Genomic DNA, 5,402 nt, shown 5'->3' on the forward strand with positions numbered 1-5,402 from the left:
GGAACATGTGGTGCGTGAACCCGGCCTGGTAGGCACCAGCGCCACCGATATGCACTCCGCCGTGCTCACCGCTGGACACCGGGGTCCCGTCCGGCAGGGTCGCGGCCGTGTGGCCGCCGTTCCAGCCGATCACGAGGGCATTGGGGGCGGTTCCGTACTGGAAGCCGCGCGCCAACAATGCCGCTTCTTCATTCCCGGTGTTGAACCGGTTTCCGAAGACCGGCCTGTCGGATGCCGCATTGGCAACCCAGGAAACCAGACCCGAGCAATCCGTCCCGGAGGGGGAATCCCCACCCGCAATATAGGGCGTTCCGGATACCTGATTGATCAATGACATCAATGTTGCGAGTACTACCATGGCCGGGGACGCTAGCAATATCGGTTATTGTGCGCCAAAATTTGTGGCGCACGTCATTCGGAAAGCGGACAATGGCCTTCGCCGCACTTACAGCAAATCGGGTCCGGGCGATAGATACCGCTCCAGCAAACGGCGCGGGGTCAGTTGTAGTCGGGCCCGCGTTCGGTTTCGGCCATCTCGCGGTCGATGTCGGCCTGCTCTCGCTGGGCCGTGGCATTCTTGCGGTTCGCTTGCTCGCCCACGCGCCGGAGCCGGTCGCGCTCGCGCTCTTCGGCCGTGCCCTCGCGCTCGTCCGCGCGCCGCTCTCGTTCGTCGGCTAATCGCTCGCGATCGTTGGCGATCTGATCCCGCTGGTCGGCGACCCGGTCTCGTCTGCCGGCCAGCCACTCTCGCCTTCTCACTTCGGCCTCGCGCTCATCGAGCGCCGCCTTGCGCTCATCAAGCGCCTCGGCCCGGTGTTCGAGTTCCTCAGGCGTCTCAGGGCAGTCCCCAGTGACCACGACTCACCTTAACGCCGCGACACCCGGCCGTGCACGAGTTGACCGTGTGCGCTTCGGCGCGACGCGTCTCCCTCGCCCGCGCCGCCGCACAGGTGGCCGTCCGGCCTTTGTGCGACAGTCACATTCCGAACTTGGCACGAGCCTCGTCGGTGACCGGGGTGAACAGGTTGACGAGATTCCCATCGGGATCCCGCAGCAGCAGCGCGCGATTGCCCCACGGCATCGTGGTCGGCTGTGCCACGACGTCCGTGACGCGCTGATGCAGCCGCTCATATTCCGCGTCCACGTCGTCGACCATGAACTCCACGATCGCGCTGCGGTTGGCGGCCGGCTCGACCGACCCAGCTGCAAACAGCGGCACGGTCTGGTCGCTGCCGATGGCCAGCGTGCCAACCGGCGTCGGGATTTCGGCGAAAAGCTCGTTGCCCCATACCGCGGGGGCTTCGGTGACCGTCTCGTAGAAATCGACGAGCCGCCTGACGTCGGCGGTGATGATGCGGGTGGAAACGAACTTCATAGAGCCCTCCTGGTTGCCGTGGCGGTGCAAGCTGTTGCGACGAGGGCATGGTAAGGAAACCCGCCGACAAGAGGGCGGCGTAGAGGCAGACCTACGGCACGTCCGCTTAGGCCGGAGTCCAGATTCCGTTGTTCCAGAACCCCCAATTGCCCGCGCCCGTCGGATTCCACATCAGCTGAGCCCCCGGCGCCCACGCCGGCTGGGGTGGCGGCGGGGGCGCCCACGCCGGCGGCGGCCCCCAGGGGCCCGCACCCGCCGGAAAACTCTGGCCCGCCGGACCTTGCCAGTCGTGGCAGTGATTCCAGTCCCAGTCGTAGACCTTGCCCCAGCTCGGGTCCCACGGATTGCCCGGGCACCAATGCGAGGTCGGGGCGGCCTGAGCGAGGCCGCCGGCCAGCGCGAAAGCGGCCAACGAGATTCCACAACCAATCAAAGTCCGCCGGACCCACGGCCCCGTTCGTTTGACAATCGCCATCGATCAAGCATGGTCGAGGCGCGACTCGACCGCTAGATAGACCTTGAAGCGGAACTGCACCATGTCACCGTCGGCCAGGCGTTCTCAGCACCCTGCCGCCGCGAGGCGATCAGCGTTCGGCCGCTCGGGCCAACGCGGCCGCGAGTCTCGCGATATGCCACCGGATCGCCGCCTGCAATAGTCGGCCCAGATTCCGTCCAGTGGTCAACATCAACAAGGGTGTCGTAGACCGCTTGTGGAGTCGCACCCGATGGTCTCTCGACCGGAATGAGCACGACTTTGCCTGACCGGACACGCTAGTAGGCGGCAGCGGTCCAAGTCTGCATTCAACAACAAGAGCCATCGGCGACCGGCAGCTTTAACGACTGACGTTGTTCAAAACGGAATTCGACCGCGTCGCCGTCGGCTCACGAGCTCGCGAGCAAGCCAACCGACCCCGGCTAAGGATGCAGCGAATCGCCTTCGGCCGCCGAGTAATAGTCAGCCTCAGAAACAATGGGTGTTGCCGCCGGCTTCTCAACCCGGCCTGCCCGCGTCCGAGAAGAGAATCGCGCGCCCCGGGCCGGCCTCAAGGGAGCGAACCGTGCCATACCGAGCTCGGGCGTATCGTCGTAAATCGCCTCCATGCCACCGCTCATCAAGTACGCCTCGTGCCAGAAGCCGGTGCCGCCGGAGTCTTTCAAGAACTGCTGCCACCACTGCCGATGCGGCTCCGAACGAGTCCACCTCTCCAAGCTGTCCAGGTCCCGCCAGTACTGTCGCATGCCGAGATGGGGAGGAAACAACGACCAGATGAGATCCTCGTGCAACAAGAGCCCGTCGGGCTCCTGCCTCCACGATTGTCGAATTTGGGGACCGAGGCCCAGCATCCGCAGCAGGCCCCGCGGACGCCGCACCCGCATTCCGAGATACACCACCACCATGTCGGGATACTCGGTGAGATCTACCGTTTGCCGATTGACTGCCATCCCGACCTCCACTTAGAGCCCCCGAGACGCGTTACCCGACTGTCGCATCGTAGCTGCGGAACGGCAACAACCCGAGGCCGTCAATCTTGATCGGCCCGCCGCCCAGTCAGCTAGGCCGCGAGATTGGCCAACGACAAGCGCAGACCGTTGAGGTGATCGCCCGCGGAGATGCCCGGTGGGACGTCCTCGGCCCGGATGTCGACACGGGTGCTGCCGGCGCTCACCGCGGTGACCGCCCAGGTCATGGTCATCGTTCCCGCGAACGAGGGGTCGTCGGTTTCGAAGTTGACGGCCTGCACGACCCGATCGTCGGGCACGATCTCGACGAACCGAACATCGACGACATCGGCGTCGTTGCTTGACTTGCCACCCGACTCGGGCGGCGCGGCATAGGTCAACCTCATCCGGTAGGAGCCTCCCGGGCGGGCGTCGAAGTGTTCGAACTTCCCCGACATTCCTTGTGGCGGAAGCCATTCGACGAGCGCCTGCGGTTCCACCAGCGCGGCGTACACCCAACTCAACGGAGCAGCAATCAACACCGAGGCGGTGTCGGTTCGTCCCATACCGTCAATGTTCCCGCTAGACGTTGAAACGGAACTCCACCACGTCGCCGTCGGCCATCACGTAGTCCTTGCCTTCCATCCTGACCTTGCCGGCCGCCTTGGCCGCCGCCATCGAACCGGCGGCGATCAAGTCGTCATAGGACACGATCTCGGCCTTGATGAAGCCCTTTTCGAAATCCGTGTGGATCACCCCGGCGGCCTTCGGCGCGGTATCGCCTTGATGAATTACCCACGCGCGCACCTCTTTTGGGCCCGCTGTCAGAAACGTCTGCAGCTTGAGGGTGTGGAAACCCGCGCGGGCCAGCGCGTCGAGCCCGCGTTCGCTCTGCCCGATCGACTCAAGCAGTTCGGCCGCCGACTCGTCGTCGAGCTCGTTCAACTCGGCTTCGATGGCCGCGTCCAGGAACACCGCGTCGGCGGGCGCGACCAGCTGGCGCAGCTCGGCGATGCGCGCCGCATCGGTCAGCACCGCCTCGTCCGCGTTGAAGACATACAGAAACGGCTTGGTGGTCAACAGGTTCAGCTCCCGCAAGAGGGACGCATCCACCCCGGCGCCGAACAGCGTCTTCCCGCCGTTCAACGTCTCCTGGGCCGCGGCCGCCGCTTCGAATACCGGCCTGCGCTCCTTGGTCGTGCGGGCTTCCTTCTCCAGCCGGGGCAAAGCGCGCTCCAGCGTCTGCAGGTCGGCCAGGATCAACTCCGTCTCGACCACCTCGATGTCCGATCGGGGATCCACCTCACCGGCCACATGGGTCACATCGTCATCGGAGAACACCCGCACCACCTGGCAGATGGCGTCGCATTCGCGAATGTGGGCCAGGAACTTGTTGCCGAGCCCCGCCCCCTCGGACGCGCCCTTCACCAGGCCCGCGATGTCGACGAACTTCACCGGCGCCGGCACGATGCGCTGGGATGCGAACAGCTCGGCCAACTTGTCCAGTCGCGGATCGGGCAGCGGAACGACACCCTCGTTCGGTTCGATAGTCGCGAACGGATAGTTGGCCGCCAGTACGTCGTTGCGGGTCAGCGCGTTGAACAGCGTCGACTTGCCGACGTTGGGCAGACCCACGATTCCCAGGCTCAGGCTCACAGGGACCCAAGTCTAGGGGGCCGCGGGGGCGCCGGCTGCTGTGGAGCATTCGTGGGCGATCGGCATGGCGCGCCCGGCATCCCTACGAGGTATTTACGGGGCTTTCGGCCCAATGCCGGTACGGTCTACATGTGTCAGGACAGCGGGCAAAGTCGACGGTGGAGGCCTCCCACCGCTCGATCCACCCAGATATCCCAGGTGTGCCGTGGTACGCCGCCCTGCTTCTCGCCGTCACGGCCACCGCCATCGGTTATGGAATTGACGCCGGCCACAAGGAGCTGACTCATGTCTTCGCGGGCTTCTATATAGCCGGCTGCGTGGCAGCGGTGCTGGCGGTACGCCAGGACGGGCTGTTCACCGCGATGATCCAGCCCCCGCTGATACTTTTCTGCGCGGTGCCCGGCGCCTACTGGTTGTTCCACGACGCCAAGGTCGGCCATCTCAAAGACCTGTTGATCAACTGCGGCTATCCACTCATCGAGCGCTTCCCGCTGATGCTGGGAACCGCCGGCGTGGTTCTGCTCATCGGGCTGGCCCGCTGGTACTTCGGGACGTCGCACCGGGCGACCGCGCCGCTGAAGAGCTCCGACGAGGCGGAGTCCACCGACGTCAAGTCCGTCGCCGGCGGCATCGTCGCCAAACTGCGGGCGATCGTGCGCCCGGAGTCCGACGAGGACGATGCCGACGAGGCGACCCCCGCGAAGCCGCGGCGCACCCGCGCGACCGGTTCCCCGTCGCGGGCCCGCCGGACCGACCGCAGTGATCGGACCGCCAGCCGCTCCGCCCGAACCCGTTCCCGGCGTACCCGGGAACCGCTCGACGACGCCGGCGACCCGGGCGTCCGGCGCTCGGCTCGGAGGAGCTCGACGACCCGCCGGGACTACGACGCCGCGGAGCCGCCCCGCCGGTCACGGCGCCGCCCGAGGCCCGA

Annotated in this window: 7 protein-coding genes and 1 pseudogene; 1 reads left to right on the forward strand and 7 read right to left on the reverse strand. The window is 66.0% G+C overall.

What is annotated here, in order from left to right; translation table 11 throughout:
* From A5678_RS19985 to ychF, 7 genes and pseudogenes are all read right to left on the reverse strand, one after another.
* Nucleotides 1–358, reverse strand: a pseudogene (locus A5678_RS19985) (hypothetical protein); the annotation flags it as partial.
* A 140-nt stretch (nucleotides 359–498) separates the two neighbouring features.
* Complete coding sequence (locus tag A5678_RS19990) at nucleotides 499–858, reverse strand: hypothetical protein (RefSeq protein ID WP_068045651.1); 360 nt, start codon at nucleotides 856–858, stop codon at nucleotides 499–501.
* 118 nt (nucleotides 859–976) lie between these two features.
* Nucleotides 977–1,375, reverse strand: a complete 399-nt coding sequence (locus A5678_RS19995) for a VOC family protein (RefSeq protein ID WP_068045654.1) — start codon at nucleotides 1,373–1,375, stop codon at nucleotides 977–979.
* A gap of 106 nt (nucleotides 1,376–1,481) precedes the next feature.
* Nucleotides 1,482–1,850 (reverse strand): hypothetical protein, encoded by a 369-nt coding sequence (locus A5678_RS27290; protein ID WP_068045657.1) that lies wholly within the window; start codon nucleotides 1,848–1,850, stop codon nucleotides 1,482–1,484.
* 440 nt (nucleotides 1,851–2,290) lie between these two features.
* Complete coding sequence (locus A5678_RS20005; RefSeq protein ID WP_068045668.1) at nucleotides 2,291–2,818, reverse strand: DUF4188 domain-containing protein; 528 nt, start codon at nucleotides 2,816–2,818, stop codon at nucleotides 2,291–2,293.
* 110 nt (nucleotides 2,819–2,928) lie between these two features.
* Nucleotides 2,929–3,381: an SRPBCC family protein gene (locus tag A5678_RS20010; protein WP_068045659.1), complete on the reverse strand. Its 453-nt coding sequence runs from the start codon at nucleotides 3,379–3,381 to the stop codon at nucleotides 2,929–2,931.
* A 16-nt stretch (nucleotides 3,382–3,397) separates the two neighbouring features.
* Nucleotides 3,398–4,471: a redox-regulated ATPase YchF gene (gene ychF / locus A5678_RS20015; protein WP_068045661.1), complete on the reverse strand. Its 1,074-nt coding sequence runs from the start codon at nucleotides 4,469–4,471 to the stop codon at nucleotides 3,398–3,400.
* Nucleotides 4,472–4,602: 131 nt separating this feature from the next.
* Here ychF and A5678_RS20020 point away from each other — a divergent pair.
* The coding region (locus tag A5678_RS20020; protein ID WP_197502204.1) for a DUF6542 domain-containing protein at nucleotides 4,603–5,402 on the forward strand (800 nt) is incomplete at its 3' end.

Origin of the sequence: Mycobacterium sp. E2733, assembly GCF_001667585.1 — a bacterium.
Classification (GTDB): domain Bacteria; phylum Actinomycetota; class Actinomycetes; order Mycobacteriales; family Mycobacteriaceae; genus Mycobacterium.

Bases quoted from the DNA above. Each gene is read 5' to 3' on its own strand.
- A5678_RS19995 (WP_068045654.1), bottom strand. From the start codon at position 1,375: ATGAAGTTCGTTTCCACCCGCATCATCACCGCCGACGTCAGGCGGCTC.
- A5678_RS27290 (WP_068045657.1), bottom strand. From the start codon at position 1,850: ATGGCGATTGTCAAACGAACGGGGCCGTGGGTCCGGCGGACTTTGATT.
- A5678_RS20005 (WP_068045668.1), bottom strand. From the start codon at position 2,818: ATGGCAGTCAATCGGCAAACGGTAGATCTCACCGAGTATCCCGACATG.
- A5678_RS20010 (WP_068045659.1), bottom strand. From the start codon at position 3,381: ATGGGACGAACCGACACCGCCTCGGTGTTGATTGCTGCTCCGTTGAGT.